Here is a 15279-nt window from a genome sequence, read left to right as displayed (position 1 = left end):
GTACCAAACCGTTAGACAAAGTGCTGTATGACCTTGCTAACATGAAAAGTCGTCCTAATCCTTATGCTAAACAACTAAAGCAACAAGTCACTTTACCTTTGGGAATTGAGGTAATTGAATTTTTTCAAAAGAAGGCAGAAGAAAAAGGTATTTCTTATCAAGAATTAATTAATTTGTACCTTCAAGATTGTGTACTTAGTCAGCGCGAGCTATCTTTTTAATCAGTATAGTCTGTTAGCCTTACGCCACCAAAAGATAAAGCTCAAAATGACCAGAGAATTTAATGTGATTATAGAGCGAGACTCTGACGGTTATTTTGTTGCCTCCGTGCCGAGTCTGGCTGGATGTCATACCCCAGCTAAATCTTTAGACGAACTGATGGAGCGTATAAAAGAAGCGATTGAACTGTGCTTAGAGGTTGGGCAAGCTTAAAAATCGTTTATCTTCCTGCCTTCTGCTAAGATATTGTGTCATTGGTTCTTCTATTAGATACTATTGATGCTAGATAATGGGAAAGCTTTGACTTTTATTGACCCATCTAGCCCGGAAGAACAGATTAACTACTATGCGAACTCACTATTGCGGCGAACTCCGAAAAGAAGATATTGGAGAAACTGTTACCTTGTACGGATGGGTAGACCGTCGCCGCGATCATGGGGGCGTGATATTTTTAGATTTACGCGATCGCTCTGGAACTGTCCAAATTGTCAGCGATCCGCAACGCACCCCCCACTCTTATGAGCAAGCCAATGCTTTGCGGAATGAATACGTCGTCGAAATCACCGGCAGAGTAACGCAACGCCCCGAAGAATCTCTCAATACCCGCATCCCCACAGGTGAAGTGGAAATCTATGCGGATAAAATTTCCTTGCTGAATGCAGTCCGCAAGCAGCTACCATTCCAAGTTTCCAGTGCTGACACTGAATCGGTGCGGGAAGACTTAAGACTAAAATACCGTTATTTGGATTTACGGCGCGATCGCATGGCGCAAAATATGCAGTTGCGTCATCAAGTTGTCAAAGCTATGCGTCGATATTTAGAAGACGGTGAAAATTTCATCGAAGTGGAAACACCCGTCCTCACCCGTTCCACCCCAGAAGGTGCGCGGGATTATGTTCTACCCAGTCGTGTCAACCCTGGCGAATGGTTTGCGTTACCCCAATCACCGCAACTATTTAAACAGATTTTGATGGTATCTGGTATGGACAGATACTATCAAATTGCCCGTTGCTTCCGGGATGAAGATTTACGCGCTGACAGACAGCCAGAGTTCACCCAATTAGACATGGAAATGAGTTTCATGTCTCAAGAAGAAATTATCGAACTCAACGAAAAGTTAGTTTGTCAGATTTTCAAAACCGTTAAAGGGATTGAGTTACCCCATCCCTTCCCGCGTTTAACCTACGCTGAGGCGATGGAACGTTACGGTAGCGATAAACCAGATACCCGCTATGATTTGGAATTAGTCGATGTTTCCGATATCCTCAAAGACTCTGGTTTCAAAGTCTTTAAGGATGCTGTTGCTCATGGTGGTATCGTCAAAATCCTTCCTATTCCTAACGGTAACGACCGAATTTCTAACGTTCGCATTAAACCAGGTGGCGACATTTTCCGAGAAGCTAGTGAAGCCGGGGCGAAAGGTTTAGCCTACATCCGCGTTAGAGAAGATGGTGAAATTGATACCATCGGTGCAATCAAAGACAACCTCACAGCTGAACAAAAAGCCGAACTTCTCCGCCGCACAGGTGCAAAAGCCGGACATTTGTTATTGTTTGCTGCTGGGGATGTTGGTACTGTTAACAAAACTTTAGACAGATTACGGCAATTTGTTGCTAAAGAATTTGGGTTAATCAATCCCGAAAAACTCAATTTGTTATGGATTGTTGATTTCCCGATGTTTGAGTGGAATGCTGACGAAAAGCGCCTCGAAGCATTACACCACCCATTTACTGCACCCCATCCCGACGACATACACGACTTAAAAACCGCCCGCGCCCAAGCTTACGACTTAGTATTTAACGGCTTTGAAATTGGTGGTGGTAGTCTGCGGATTTATCAGCGGGAAATTCAAGAACAGGTGTTTGAAACCATTGGTTTGTCTCCAGAAGAAGCTCAAAGTAAATTTGGTTTCCTTCTAGAAGCCTTTGAATACGGTACACCACCGCATGGTGGTATCGCCTACGGTTTAGATCGTTTGGTGATGTTACTTGCTGGGGAAGAATCTATCCGTGATGTGATTGCTTTTCCGAAGACACAACAAGCCCGTTGCTTGTTAACTGATGCGCCTTCTGGGGTAGATGTTAAGCAATTGAAAGAATTACACGTTGCTTCAACATACAAGCCAAAGGCTTAGTAAAAAGTCAAAAGTCAAAAGGTAAAAGTAAAAAGAATATGTCTTTTTACTTTTACCTTTAACTTTTGCCTTAATTTCTGCTGTCTAACTTTTCCCCAACAAAAAACCCGCCGCGGCGGGGATTTCCACACAACAAAACTATAAACAATCAACTCTTGCTTTAGGGAATTTAGCCAAGGTATCTCATTTCTGCTTCTAGTTGATTAATCAACCTTTCATTACCTTGAGCTTTCGCGACTTCTAAGCGATGCTCTAGATTTTTTCTCAGGTTTTGTCTGTGGACTTCTTTGGTTTGTCTCATAGCTTCTAATCTATTGTGACTCATAGTAATTAACCTCATTATTCTTTCTTATGTCTATTAATCATAACATAACATATATTTTGTAGCTGTTGCTACAGAAAATTATGTCTTAATACATATTTTAATAATTGGCTTATGTTAGAGAGTCCAGAAAATCCAGCATCGCTCCTAACTTTACTCAGCGATTTTGGCGATCGCGATGTTTATGTCAGCGTAATGAAAGGTATAATTGCCCAAATAAACCCAAGACTTAGGGTTGTAGACTTAACACACCAAATTCCGCCACAAAATATTGCTGCTGCTAGATTTTGTTTGATGAATGCTTATCCTTACTTTCCCAATGGGACAGTACATATAGCAGTAGTAGATCCCGGTGTGGGTGGTAAAAGAAGGGCGATCGCAATAGAATTTGCTGGAGGGTTTTTAATCGGCCCTGATAATGGCATATTCAGTGGAGTATTAAGCCAAACTCCCGCCATTGCAGCCGTGGAACTCACAAACTCTGATTACTGGCGCACTCCCCAACCTAGCCGAACCTTTCACGGTAGAGATATTTTTGCACCTGTGGGAGCTAACCTTGCTAGTGGTGTTCCCTTGAAATATCTGGGAAAAGAAATCAATCCCACAACTTTATTACAGCTAGGTATGGGCAAATGTCAAACAACTAGCCGTGGTGTGTTGGGACATATTCAATATATAGATCACTTTGGTAACTTAATCAGCAACATTCCCGGCAATTATGCAGAAGGTAAAACTTGGCAAGTGCAAATTTCTGGGTTGACAATACCAGGGTGTGAAACGTACAGTGATGGCGAAGTTGGCGCAGCTGTCGCCCTAGTTGGGAGTCATGGCTGGGTAGAAATTGCCATCAATGGCGGAAATGCACATTCACAGTTGCAGATCAACTGGCAAGATACTTTAGAACTGATTAATCATTAGACTAGAAACAGGCATTACTGCACACTCATTACTGTTGTTATATGACTACGCAAACTCTATCTCCATCACCAGTGTATCAAGGCCAGTTTGGCGAATTCACCATTAATCAAAGCGATCGCACTGGTGTAATTATCTATCGCGCTGGGTTAATGGTAGCTGCACTTAGCTTTGCTGCGGGTACAGTTTTGGCATTGTTTTACAATAACCCAGCTACCATCCAAGCAATTACCCCGTTATATACCTGCTTTAGTTTAGCGCTCGGTGTCAGTTTGCTAACTATCCATATATATATGGCTCCACTGCACCGACTTTTACAAGTTTTTTGGTTAATTGGGAGTATTTCTGCGTTTATTTTTGCTCATGTTGACAGTCAACCTTTTGCGGTAACTGTATACACAAACCCATTGACTATTTTAGGAATAGGTTTTACTTTTGCAGCATTGACAGGTATTTATTTTAAAGAAGCATTTTGCTTTAACCGTTTAGAAACCAAAGCTTTAACTTTTACAGTTCCCATACTTTTATTAGGACATCTTGTCGGAGTTTTACCAATTCAGGTAGAACAGGTTTTTTTGGGTGTTTGGGCAACTTTATTTTTAGTATTTGCTTTGCGAAAAACCTTCCAAGCAATTCCCGCCGATATTGGTGATAAATCGGTATTTGCTTATTTAAAAGCCCAAGGTTCAGCTAAGGTTTAATGCGGTTAATTCAACGCCAAGAGATTTGGACACTTACGGCGCAGGGATGGGCTTTATTTTTAGCAGTTTCGGCTGCTAGTATATTTTTTGTCATTCATAATTTGTACTCATTTCTCGCCGTAACTTCCCCAATTAAATCAGCAGATGCGTTAGTAATTGATGGTTGGATATCAGATTACGCTTTAGAACAAGCCGCTGCCGAATTTCAAGCTGGTTCTTATCGCCAAATATTTACCATCGGCTCAAAAATAGAACAGGGATTTTATCTGTCTGAGTATAATAATTTTGCTGAGATTGCTGCTAATACATTATCTAAATTAGGCGTACCAGAAGAGAAATTGATTGTTGTTCCTGCTTTTAATGTAGTTAGGGATAGAACTAATGCTTCTGCTTTAGCATTATTGCAGCACATATCAGATAAAAATTTACAGATAGATTCAATTAATTTATTTACAACTGATGCTCATGCTCGTAGAAGCTGGTTGATATTTAAGAAGATATTTACACCTAAAATTCAAGTCGGAATTATTTCTGCCAAACCCCAAGACTATGATCCGCAAAAATGGTGGAATTCTAGCCAAGGCGTGCGGGTAGTCATGAGTGAAGCGATCGCCTACATTTATGCCAGATTGATAAATTGGCAATTATAGTCAATAATTACATATTTTCTCCCCTATACCCTAACGCCCTCATACAGTCTTTAATATCTTTGTCTCCTATTTTTGGTAAAAACTACTATAATTGAATCCACTGGACAAAACATTTGCAACCCAAAACAACCCCTAACTGTGTTTACAACTGCATTTGCACCAACAGACAAAACCCAACTGGGTGAACTACCACGCGATTTATTTGCGGCTATTGAGCAGCTTAAAAAAGAACTCAACGCGGTCATTTTAGCCCATTACTATCAAGAACCAGATATTCAAGATATTGCAGACTTTATTGGTGATTCATTACAACTAGCAAAAGCCGCAGCACAGACGAATGCAGATGTGATTGTCTTTGCGGGTGTACATTTCATGGCTGAAACCGCCAAAATACTTAATCCTGATAAATTAGTACTGTTACCTGATTTAGCAGCTGGTTGTTCTTTAGCCGATAGCTGTCCACCAAAAGAATTTGCAGCTTTTAAAGCAGCGCACCCCAATCATCTGGTAATTTCCTATATCAACTGCTCGGCTGAAATTAAAGCCATGAGTGATATTATCTGCACCAGTTCTAATGCGGTCAAAATTGTACAGCAGATACCAAAAGACCAACCAATTATTTTTGCGCCAGACCGGAATTTAGGGCGCTATGTAATGGAACAAACTGGCAGAGATTTGGTACTGTGGCAAGGTAGCTGCATTGTCCATGAAACCTTTTCGGAAAAGAAAATCGTCCAGTTAAAAATAGCACATCCCCAAGCTGAGGCGATCGCTCACCCAGAATGTGAAACTAGCGTTTTGCGCCACGCCAGCTATATTGGTTCGACAGCAGCTTTACTCAAATATTGTCAAACCAGCGCGGCTCAAGAATTTATTGTGGCGACAGAACCGGGAATCATTCACCAAATGCAAAAACTTGCTCCCCAAAAGCAATTTATTCCTGCGCCACCGACAAATAACTGTAATTGTAATGAGTGTCCTTTTATGCGACTAAATACACTAGAAAAACTGTATTTAGCTATGAAAAACCGCGCTCCTGAAATTACCATGTCTGAGGATATTCGCTTGGCGGCGCTGCGTCCTATGCAACGGATGTTAGAAATGAGTGTTTAGTTCGCTCAATTATTCGTGAACAACAAGATACCCGACTTCTTCAAGAAGTCGGGTATCTGATTAGGCGATCGCATCTCTACTTTTTTACTGTGGAAAGAAATGCTGTTTGAGTACGTCCACCTGTGAACAGTTCCAATAATCAATGTGAGAAATAATTAAATCGTCAGAATTGAGCAGTAATTCACTCCAGCCAGAAATAGAAATGCGGGGTTTCCAAGGTAAAGGACTATTCCAACTTAGTGTCCACTCAGTTTTGATGGTATCTCCTAAACGTTGAATGTTATGCAAATCCATTTTGGGATTTAAAAAGAAAGTTTTGATAAATTTAATCATCCATTGATACAGTTTAACGCCCCGAAATTTGAAAACCGCATCTTGAAAATAAACATCTTCAGCATATATTGAATATGTTTGATTTTCTGGAAATCTTTGATAATCATCTTTGAGAATTTCGATAATATCCATAATCAATAAACACTTTATTGTAATATTGGCTGTAGGAATAAAACAGGAAGCAAAAGTATGAAATTCATACTTCACACTTCATTCCAAAGCCGTTCTAGTTGATATCGCCAAGTGGCTAATACTTGTTCTCGATCATCAGCCGATTGGTTAATTTCCCCCATTAAGCCTTCAGCATAAAATCTATCCAAGTTTTGCATTGTGGTTTGCAGAGATTGTCCTTGCTGTTTTGCTGCTTGGATAATTTGGCGGAGGCGGTTTTCAATGAATCGATTGAAGACATCATTTAAACCAGATTTATGTAGAGATATTAGCCTAGCGATCGCATTTGCCAAATCTGCACTTGCTAATGTACCGCTGTTGTGGTGATATACTCCCCAAACTACCCCATCATAGATAGCGTAGCGGACTTCTTGAGTTTCATCAAAGTTGGCTTCTAAAAATTGTGTTAAAAATGTTTCAGCTTCTTGTAGCGGCATAATTGGCAATAACACTCGCAGCCAAGTTTGGTCTTCTGACAGCAACACTAACAGCCGAAAACTCGATGAGTCTATTTGCCAAGATCCAGGTGCGATCGCATTCACTGCTTCTGCACCAAATAATTCTGTCAGCGTTACCGCAATTTCTTCAGGTTTCATAGTCTAGATTGTAGCTTTACCATCTAGGGTAACGTTTTCATGTATCTAAGTTGTTGTGTTGTCATTTAACATTGATAAGTTTTCTAGACTCCTAAAGCAATTTGCATAAATCCTCGGATCAACTGTGATATCTCTACAGAAAGATTTGTGTGATCTACCAGGATAAATTGATGAATATTCGATCTAAAACTAGTAAAAATAATCGTCAGGGTTCTAAAAAATGTATCACAATCAGTGCTTTGGCTACCCTTGTGCTGACAGGAGGATTAGCAGTTCAAAGTGCTGATGCTCATTGGTATCAATGGTATCGTTCCACTGGTGTTGTTTATACCCAAAGCAACATTCCAACTCCCAATGGTAACTCTATTCTTGGCTTCCGACGCGATGCTTTAGGTACACTCACACCATTACCCACAGCATCTTTTCCGACTGGCGGTGCAGGTATTCCTAATGCTCCCATCGTCGGGGGTGGCCCCCTTTCCATTACAGCCTTTGCGTCCGATCAAGAAGTGATTGTTAACCCTGAAAAAACGCGGCTTTTTACTGTCAATTCCGGCTCAAACACCATCGCTGTCTTTGATATCCAAAAAGATGGTAATCTTTCTCCGGTAGAGGGATCGCCGTTCCCTAGTGGGGGAGTAGCACCAGTTAGTCTAGGTTTAGCAGGCGATATTCTCACTGTAGTTAATCAAAACTTATTACCTCAAATTCCCGCCCAAGAAGCCAGCGATTCTCTACCGAACTATACTACCTTCCGCGTAACTCCAAGGGGTAGACTAATTTCCATCCCAAATTCTACCGCGTCAGTTCCCAGAGGTTCTCTTCCAACCCAAGCACTCATCTCTCCCAATAAACGTCTGCTATTTGGGATGGACGCAGGGACTGGCTTACTACGCTCCTATCGAATTCTTCCTAACGGTCGTCTGCAACAAAGCCCAAATTCACCACAAAAGCTACCTCCAGCAGCATTCCCAGCAAATCCATTAGGTCTCACACTAGGACTCCAAGTTCATCCCCGACAACCAATTTTGTATGTGGCGTTCACGCTCAGTAGGCAATTAGGAGTTTATGCTTACGAACCAGATGGGGATTTGCATCTCCTCAAAACCGTACCTAATTCGGGCTTATTCATCTGCTGGATTGCTATTAACCGGGCTGGAACCCGTCTTTATACCACCAACCCTGGTGACAACAGTGTAACTGTTTATGATATTGGCAAAGACCCAAGCACACCAGTAGAAATTCAGAGGGTTGTACTGAGAGGAGAGATGGGGACTGGTGGCGCTCAACTAACTCTAGATGCTACTGGGTCATTTTTACACGTTGTCTCTCAATCAGCTGTAAATATTATGCCTGCAAATAATAGAATATCTGTACTGAAGGTTAATCAGTATGATGGAACTGTGACTGAAGTATCTTCTTCACCCCGATTAATACCATCGGTAAATAATAGCTTTCCGCAAGGCATTGTGGCTAATTAAAGTTTGATTTTGTGTTGATTACAAGCCTAATTTTTGTGATAAAAAAGGCAGAAGGCAATAATTTAAATTCTTGATTTATGAATTGAAATCTTGCCTTTTGTGCTTACATATTTATCTTCAGATACCCGACTTCTTAAAGAAGTCGGGTATCTTTTAATTTACAAATGATTTAGGACTGCTATAGTCCATCAAAATATCGTTAACTTTCAAGCAAAAATTAGCCAATTTCATAAAAAATTGATGACTTTAGTCATATAGCAATTAAAAGTTATTAGTGACTTTAGTCATGCAGAGAAAATGTCCTTTTTGATTGATAATAAGTTATAAATTTGAAATTTTATGTTGATATAGTCACTATAGCGATCGCATATAACTAGCTCGGTAGCCATTTTCGATAACGGACACAGTTATGAAACTTGATACATCAACCCCTGTAGATTCATCAGCTTTACCCTTAGAGCCGAAAATTAGAAAAAAGTATAATTGGCTACCGTGGCTCTTGATACTAGGGCTGTTGGGTGGAATTGGCTATGGGATTTATTACCGAGTAGCCGTAATGCCGCGCCAAGAAGCCAGACAAAAGACTTTAACACAGTCAGTAGAAAGACAAAATTTAGCGATCGCAGTTTCGGCTAATGGTACAGTCAAACCGGAGCGCTCTATTAACGTCAGTCCCAAAAATTCTGGCGTACTTAAAACACTGCTAGTTAAAGAAGGGGATTTTGTCAAAAAAGGTCAAATTCTCGCTTACATGGATGATTCCAACCTGCGGGGAAATTTGACTCAAGCCCAAGGACAACTCGCACAAGCCGAAGCAAATCTGCAAAAAGCCCAAGCAGGTAATCGCCCCCAAGATATTGCCCAAGCCCAAGCACAACTAGCACAAGCCGAAGCAAATCTGCAAAAAGTAGAAGCAGGTAATCGCCCCCAAGACATTGCCCAAGCACAAGCACGTTTAAGAAGCGCCCAAGCTACCCTAGTGCAAGCAGAAGATGATTTACGGCGTAATCAACAACTGTACAACTCTGGAGCGATTTCTCTCCAAACAGTCATCCAAAAACGGTCAGCGCGTGATAGCGCCCAAGCCCAAGTCAATGAAGCACAACAAGCATTAGCCTTGCAACAAGCAGGTTCACGCTCAGAAGATATCCAACAAGCCAGGGCTACAGTTAAACAGCAACAAGAAGCTGTAGCCTTGTTAAAAGCTGGAACCCGTCAAGAAGATATTGAAGTCGCCCGCGCCCAAGTCACATCGGCTCGTGGTTCACTGCAAAACATCCAAGCCCAAATCAATGACACTATCATTCGCGCACCTTTTGATGGTCTGGTGACGCAAAAATTCTCAGATCCTGGGGCTTTTGTCACTCCCACAACTTCGGGTAGTGCCGTTTCTTCCGCCACATCTTCTTCGATTTTGGCTCTAGCTTCAACAAATCAAGTGGTCGCTAATTTATCAGAATCAAATATTGCCAAAATTCGCATTGGTCAACCAGTGACAATTAAGGCCGATGCTTACCCAGGTAAAGTTTTTGAAGGTAAAGTCAGCCAAATTGCGGCGCAAGCAACCGTCGAGCAGAACGTTACTAGTTTTCAGGTCAAAGCATCTTTGTCTGACCCGCAAAACTTACTCCGGTCTGGGATGAACGTAGATATGGAATTTCAAGTTGGTGAAGTAGAAAATGCTTTAGTTGTCCCCACAGCCGCAGTTGTAAGGCGAGAACGCGCCACAGGCGTGTATGTTTTAGGCGCAGATGAGCAACCTACATTTACTCGGATTGAAACAGGCGTTACCGTCAACAATTTTACAGAAGTTAAGTCAGGATTAACAGGTGACGAAAAAGTCTTGCTGAGTTTCCCGCCTGGTTCCAGACCACAGTCAACACCACGGGGTGGTGTATTTCCGGGTTTAGGCGGTGGAGGTGGTCGTTCTTCTGGTGGAGGTGGTCGTTCTGGTGGTAATGCTAATTAAAGTTAAAAGGCAAAAGTAAAAAGTTCATACATCAACGCTGTTAATTTAAAATCCAAAATTGCTATGCTTAAGGGTTTAGAAAAAATTCCCAAAATTCCCAAACTTCCCAGTAAGTCTACAGTGCCGTTGACAGAAATATTATCAATGGCGGTAGAAACACTGTGGAGTAATAAATTACGCACTGGATTGACCATGCTAGGGGTGATTATTGGTATTGCTTCCGTCATAGCCATTACTTCTGTTGGTCAAGGAGTGCAAAAAAGCGTTGAGAACCAAATCCAAGCATTGGGAACAGATGTTTTACAAGTTTTAGCTGGTGCGCCTAGAAGTGGAAATGTCCGCCAAGGTTTAGGTTCTACCACTACTTTGACTTGGGAAGATGCTAAAGCTATAGCGCAACAAGCGCCATCAGTAGATTTAGTTTCGGCGTATCTGCAAAGGAATGCTCAAGTAGTATACGCTGGCGAAAACACTTCAACGACAATTTACGGCACAGACTTAAATTATCCAGACGCACGTAATACTTATCCACAAGAGGGACGGTTTTTTAATCAAGAAGAACTCGATTCTAGTAAGCAAGTTGCTGTGCTGGGGCCGACAGTCAAGAGAACGTTATTTGGCAATAGTACAAAAGTCATTGGTGAACAAATTCGTATTCAGGGAGAAACTTATGAAGTGATTGGCATCACGGAACCGAAAGGCGCTCAAGGGCCGATGGATCGAGATGACCAAATTTTTATTCCTTTAACTAGTATGTCGGGGAGACTAGTAGGCAATAATGCCTTAACGGGTGTGTCAGTCAGTGGAATTTTAATTAAATCAAGCAATTCCCAAAAGTTAGAAGCGGCCCAATTTCAAGTTACGAATATTTTGCGCTTACGTCACGAGATTTATCCACCGCAAGTTGATGATTTTCGGATTACTAATCAAGCTGATATTGTTAGTACTTTTACGAATGTTGTCGGTTTATTTACAATTATGGTGGTAGCGATCGCCGGGATTTCTCTGGTGGTCGGCGGAATTGGTATTGCTAATATTATGCTGGTTTCTGTAGTAGAACGAACGCGCGAAATAGGCATTCGCAAAGCCGTAGGGGCAACTAATGCCGCTATTTTGAATCAATTTTTAGCAGAGGCAATTGTCATTTCTATTGTGGGTGGTGGTATTGGGATGGGTAGTGGGATTTTAATTGCCTTTGTTGCTGCCAATATTTTTAAATTTCCTTTTGTGATTTCTTTTGCTTCAGTAATTGCAGGTTTTGGACTTTCATTATCTGTCGGTTTAGTTGCTGGCGTTATTCCGGCTAGAAATGCAGCAAAATTAGATCCTATTACAGCTTTACGTAGTGATTAATTTCAGAAAAACTTTCATAGTAAGTAGATATTTAAAAAATAATAATTGATATTTTTACTCAGCACTAAACAATATGGTAAACATGATTTGGATGGAATCTATTACTAAAACATACCAATTAGGAGAAATGAGTGTTCCTATCTTAAAGGGAATTCAATTAGCCATTGAAGAAGGAGAATATGTCGCAATTATGGGTGCGTCAGGTTCAGGTAAATCGACGCTGATGAATATTTTAGGATGTCTAGATAGACCGACTAATGGTAACTATATTTTTGAAGGCAGAAACCTAACTACTTTTAATGATGATGAGTTAGCATATATCCGCAATCAAAGGATAGGTTTTGTTTTTCAACAATTTAATTTATTAGCACGGTCAACAGCACTAGAAAATGTGATGTTGCCAATGGTTTATGCTAACTTACCCAAAAGTAAACGCCGTGAAAGAGCCTTGGATGCGTTAAGCAGAGTGGGGCTAGGCGATCGCATTCTCAACCGTCCTAGTCAACTTTCGGGGGGACAACAACAACGAGTAGCGATCGCCCGTGCTTTAGTTAATCGGCCAGCATTAGTCTTAGCAGATGAACCAACAGGTGCGTTAGATACAGAAACTTCTTATGAAGTGATGAATTTACTCACAGAATTGAATGAGCAAGGTATCACCATTGTGATTGTTACCCATGAACCCGATATTGCGGCTCAAACTAAAAGAACTATTCGCGTGCAGGATGGTTTGATTGTCGGTTAAATTGGGCAATTACCGAATAATTAACCGCAGATTTAGCGGATATCCTCCACTTAGGTGAAGTCAGACAAAATCAAATATCGTAAACTTTCTGTTTTACCCCCCATTCCCTATTTTCTCGTTAGTATCTAAACCTTATGCTGTCTTCTGTGCATTCTACCTGGGTTGTTGTGGCGATCGCCCTATTAATTTCTGCTGTGCCAAAGAGCGCCAATGCTCAAACACCACCGCAGACACCGCCACAAAACTTAAATCCTAGTGCCAACCCTCTACAATTTCCCACTAAACCACAAGAGGTGCAGATTCAAACAACTGTCCCTCTGAGTTTGGCACAGGCTTTAGAATTAGCCAGACGTAACAATCGCAATTTACAAGTCACAATCTTAGAGTTAGAACGTAGTCGCTCGGCACTGCGAGAATCTCAAGCAGCTTTGTTTCCCACTCTTGATATCAACGGCAGTGTAACTAACAGTGGTAATGGTTTTAGTAGTAGTACTTCTCAACCTAGTACCTCTTTTAACGGTACAGCACAACTAAACTATAATCTCTACACCTCTGGCAGTCGTCAAGCAATTATTAAACAAGCTGAAGAACAATTACGTATAGATGAATTAGACGTAGAAAACCAATCTAGAGAAATTGAACTCAATATCAAAACTCAATACTACAATTTGCAACAAGCAGACGAACAAGTCAGAATTAATCAATCTGCGGTAGCCAATGCTCAAGCCAGTTTGCGAGATGCTCAAGCCAGAGAAAGAGCCGGGGTTGGAACACGATTTGATGTACTGCAAGCTCAGGTAAATTTAGCTAATGCCCAACAAGACTTGACAAATTCTTTATCAGACCAGCAAATTGCCCGTCGTCAGTTTGGCACGCTGCTGAGTTTACCGCAGACAGTAGATATCACAGCGGCTGATACAGTAGCACTGGCAGGACTTTGGCAACCAAGCTTAGAACAAACTATTGTTGAAGCCTTTCAAAATCGCCCAGAATTGCGGCAACAAATAGCCCAAAGAAATATTTCTGAACAACAGCGACGACAGGCGTTAGCCCAGGTAAGACCACAAGTTGGTTTAGTCACAAGTTATAACTTACTTGATCGCTTTAACGATAGTGCCAGCATAACTGATGGTTATTCTATTGGATTACAAGCCAGTGTGAATTTATTCGATGGCGGAGCAGCCAACGCTAGGGCGGCGCAAGCTAGAAGTAATATTGCGATCGCGGAAACTCAATTTGCGAATCAGCGTGACCAAATTCGCTTTAATGTTGAACAATACTACGCTCAACTACGTTCTAATTTAGATAATGTTCAGACTTCCAGTGTGGGCTTAGAACAAGCTAGGGAAGCCTTGAACATTGCTCGAATTAGATATCAAGCTGGTGTTGGTACACAAACAGAAGTCATTGAGGCAGAAAATGACTTGACCAGAGCCGAAGGTAATCGAGTCACGGCAATTTTAGATTACAATCGGGCTTTGGCTAATCTCCAACGCGCCGTTAGTGCTAGAGCCTCGCGCTAGGTATGTAAGTAGTTTAGCTAGATATCTATCTTTTATCTGAACCTAAATACCTAGATATTGTTACCCTAGCTGACAGCAAATGCGGTCATCAGTGTCAGAGCAACAAACATGATAGCTACTATCCCCTGGACGATGTAGCGTTGTTGTTGTTCTGGTGAGGGATATTCTGCCAAGGACATCACAGGTTGAATAGCGTAGGTATTCATCATTCCCTCATCATCTACTGTGTAGCCAGTTGCAAGCGGCACCTTCAGCAATTGATTGCCTTCTTTGTTTATATGCGCTTGAACTTCAGCCGGGATTAGTTCACTGCCATCACTACGAAGATTTGCAATTGCTTTCTTCGGTTTTTTTCCCGCTTTTAACTCCCCTGCTTGATTGAAGTGCATTTCCAATGGTTCACAGATATACACATCAGATTCAATAAAGAAGCTGGTAGCAGTTATACAATTCTCTGGGTTGAGGGTCTTCCCTTCTTTATCGGTGTAGAGCATGGGTTTGACCTCATTTTTAAGTTCTATATAACTATTATAACAAATTATTTACATAATTTCTATATCTATGATATCATATATGTTTTTTTATTGGGTTAATAGACTTTTGTCAAAGTTCTGTCTATCAATCTTCAATTAATATTGCACCCAAGAATAAAAATAAAGAAACCCTGCTATTTCAAGGGTTCAGAGGATTATGCAGATGGGATATTCAGGAACTTGTCAGGCCTATATGCCAAATTGCCCAAGGGTGTTCTACCGGATCAAGCCCAGTTTCATGAGTTCTTGAGGAGATGCCAGCACGTCTATTGCCGCAAAGAAAATCTGGCCTTGCGGGTTGAGCAAAAACCGCCATGCTAGATTTATGCCAACACTGTCACTAAACCAAGGAGTTTGGACTTTACCCATCACCTTAGCCTGGGTGAATTCTCCTGCTGCTGATTCAGTTACCCCTCGCTCTGGTATGAGCTTGAGTCCGTAGCATTCTTCACGCATATAAGCGAGGATGTTCTCTTGACCCACAATCGGTTCTCTGACTTTTCCCGTTAAGTCTTGAAAGG

Annotated in this window: 17 protein-coding genes; 12 read left to right on the top strand and 5 right to left on the bottom strand. The window is 41.3% G+C overall.

Annotated features, from left to right (window positions below):
* The 3 genes from NCWK1_RS15625 to aspS all read left to right on the top strand — a co-directional run.
* Window positions 1-221 (top strand): BrnA antitoxin family protein (locus NCWK1_RS15625; RefSeq protein ID WP_245894909.1); only part of this gene is annotated, 221 nt, incomplete at its 5' end.
* Window positions 222-267: 46 nt separating this feature from the next.
* Entirely contained in the window at window positions 268-432 is a 165-nt protein-coding gene (locus NCWK1_RS15620; protein WP_096576742.1) for a type II toxin-antitoxin system HicB family antitoxin, read from the top strand.
* Window positions 433-565: 133 nt separating this feature from the next.
* A complete protein-coding gene (gene aspS, locus NCWK1_RS15615) occupies window positions 566-2353 on the top strand; it encodes an aspartate--tRNA ligase (RefSeq protein ID WP_103125342.1) in 1788 nt (595 codons plus the stop codon).
* 169 nt (window positions 2354-2522) lie between these two features.
* On the opposite strand, the gene pirA is transcribed toward aspS, so the two are convergent.
* On the bottom strand, window positions 2523-2678 hold the full coding sequence (gene pirA, locus NCWK1_RS29615) for an arginine synthesis PII-interacting regulator PirA (RefSeq protein ID WP_187308159.1): 156 nt from the start codon (window positions 2676-2678) through the stop codon (window positions 2523-2525).
* Window positions 2679-2789: 111 nt separating this feature from the next.
* Here pirA and NCWK1_RS15610 point away from each other — a divergent pair, with 111 nt between their 5' ends.
* From NCWK1_RS15610 to nadA, 4 genes are all read left to right on the top strand, one after another.
* Window positions 2790-3593 carry an SAM hydrolase/SAM-dependent halogenase family protein gene (locus tag NCWK1_RS15610; protein WP_103125341.1) on the top strand — a complete coding sequence of 268 codons (804 nt, stop codon included), beginning with the start codon at window positions 2790-2792 and terminating at the stop codon, window positions 3591-3593.
* A gap of 41 nt (window positions 3594-3634) precedes the next feature.
* Window positions 3635-4291 carry a DUF2301 domain-containing membrane protein gene (locus tag NCWK1_RS15605; RefSeq protein WP_103125340.1) on the top strand — a complete coding sequence of 219 codons (657 nt, stop codon included), beginning with the start codon at window positions 3635-3637 and terminating at the stop codon, window positions 4289-4291.
* Window positions 4291-4941 carry an ElyC/SanA/YdcF family protein gene (locus NCWK1_RS15600; protein ID WP_103125339.1) on the top strand — a complete coding sequence of 217 codons (651 nt, stop codon included), beginning with the start codon at window positions 4291-4293 and terminating at the stop codon, window positions 4939-4941. The genes NCWK1_RS15605 and NCWK1_RS15600 overlap by 1 nt, the downstream gene beginning before the upstream one ends.
* A gap of 138 nt (window positions 4942-5079) precedes the next feature.
* Window positions 5080-6054, top strand: coding sequence for a quinolinate synthase NadA (gene nadA / locus NCWK1_RS15595; protein WP_103125338.1), 975 nt, complete (start codon window positions 5080-5082; stop codon window positions 6052-6054).
* A gap of 84 nt (window positions 6055-6138) precedes the next feature.
* Here the strand turns inward: nadA and NCWK1_RS15590 are convergent, their stop codons facing one another.
* On the bottom strand, window positions 6139-6519 hold the full coding sequence (locus NCWK1_RS15590) for a C6orf136 family protein (protein WP_103125448.1): 381 nt from the start codon (window positions 6517-6519) through the stop codon (window positions 6139-6141).
* A 71-nt stretch (window positions 6520-6590) separates the two neighbouring features.
* On the bottom strand, window positions 6591-7154 hold the full coding sequence (locus tag NCWK1_RS15585; protein WP_103125337.1) for a helix-turn-helix domain-containing protein: 564 nt from the start codon (window positions 7152-7154) through the stop codon (window positions 6591-6593).
* 170 nt (window positions 7155-7324) lie between these two features.
* Here NCWK1_RS15585 and NCWK1_RS15580 point away from each other — a divergent pair, with 170 nt between their 5' ends.
* The 5 genes from NCWK1_RS15580 (at window position 7325) to NCWK1_RS15560 (ending at window position 14225) form a co-directional block, all read left to right on the top strand.
* Window positions 7325-8635 (top strand): lactonase family protein, encoded by a 1311-nt coding sequence (locus NCWK1_RS15580; RefSeq protein ID WP_103125336.1) that lies wholly within the window; start codon window positions 7325-7327, stop codon window positions 8633-8635.
* Window positions 8636-9044: 409 nt separating this feature from the next.
* Window positions 9045-10604 (top strand): efflux RND transporter periplasmic adaptor subunit, encoded by a 1560-nt coding sequence (locus NCWK1_RS15575; RefSeq protein WP_096576727.1) that lies wholly within the window; start codon window positions 9045-9047, stop codon window positions 10602-10604.
* 63 nt (window positions 10605-10667) lie between these two features.
* Complete coding sequence (locus NCWK1_RS15570; protein WP_103125335.1) at window positions 10668-11957, top strand: ABC transporter permease; 1290 nt, start codon at window positions 10668-10670, stop codon at window positions 11955-11957.
* 73 nt (window positions 11958-12030) lie between these two features.
* The gene (locus NCWK1_RS15565) at window positions 12031-12702 is read left to right on the top strand and encodes an ABC transporter ATP-binding protein (protein ID WP_096576723.1); all 672 of its coding nucleotides are present in this window, start codon (window positions 12031-12033) and stop codon (window positions 12700-12702) included.
* Window positions 12703-12836: 134 nt separating this feature from the next.
* Window positions 12837-14225 carry a TolC family protein gene (locus tag NCWK1_RS15560; protein ID WP_096576721.1) on the top strand — a complete coding sequence of 463 codons (1389 nt, stop codon included), beginning with the start codon at window positions 12837-12839 and terminating at the stop codon, window positions 14223-14225.
* Window positions 14226-14290: 65 nt separating this feature from the next.
* On the opposite strand, the gene psb34 is transcribed toward NCWK1_RS15560, so the two are convergent.
* The gene (gene psb34 / locus NCWK1_RS15555) at window positions 14291-14719 is read right to left on the bottom strand and encodes a photosystem II assembly protein Psb34 (protein ID WP_096576719.1); all 429 of its coding nucleotides are present in this window, start codon (window positions 14717-14719) and stop codon (window positions 14291-14293) included.
* A gap of 255 nt (window positions 14720-14974) precedes the next feature.
* Window positions 14975-15279 (bottom strand): ketosteroid isomerase family protein (locus NCWK1_RS15550; RefSeq protein ID WP_222838791.1); only part of this gene is annotated, 305 nt, incomplete at its 5' end.

Source organism: Nostoc cycadae WK-1, assembly GCF_002897135.1.
Taxonomy (GTDB): domain Bacteria; phylum Cyanobacteriota; class Cyanobacteriia; order Cyanobacteriales; family Nostocaceae; genus Nostoc_B.
Note: the sequence above shows the minus strand (reverse complement) of the source record. Positions and strands in the feature narration are given on the sequence as shown.